The following is a 245-nucleotide window of genomic DNA, read 5'->3' as shown; positions in this document are numbered from 1 at the left end:
TAGTGAAGTAGAGAGAGTAATGAAATTATACGAACAACTTAATGGTGAAAAATCATTTCGTTGGCATAAGGATATGAATTTTATTATGGCGGCGAACTTTATTGTGAAAGATAGAGTAGAGGAAGCTAGCTTAATCAGTACTGGTTTACAAACAACGGTTGAAACAGTCATTTAAGCGCAGCAAGCAGCTATGATCGCCACAATGGCTAGCGCAGGTGTTGTAGCAGCTTCTAGTAGTAGTAATT

At 38.0% G+C, this 245-nt stretch carries 1 protein-coding gene; it reads left to right on the top strand.

Annotated features, from left to right (window positions below; all coding sequences use genetic code 11):
- Nucleotides 1-19: 19 nt before the first annotated feature.
- The gene (locus tag AOA62_RS32760; RefSeq protein ID WP_368665722.1) at nt 20-175 is read left to right on the top strand and encodes a DUF4003 family protein; all 156 of its coding nucleotides are present in this window, start codon (nt 20-22) and stop codon (nt 173-175) included.
- The last annotated feature ends 70 nt before the right edge of the window (nt 176-245 follow it).

The organism is Pseudomonas sp. 2995-3 (assembly GCF_002742565.1).
Classification (GTDB): domain Bacteria; phylum Pseudomonadota; class Gammaproteobacteria; order Pseudomonadales; family Pseudomonadaceae; genus Aquipseudomonas; species Aquipseudomonas edaphica.
This window is presented reverse-complemented; position numbering and strand designations above follow the sequence as displayed.

Bases quoted from the DNA above. Each gene is read 5' to 3' on its own strand.
- AOA62_RS32760 (WP_368665722.1), top strand. From the start codon at position 20: ATGAAATTATACGAACAACTTAATGGTGAAAAATCATTTCGTTGGCAT.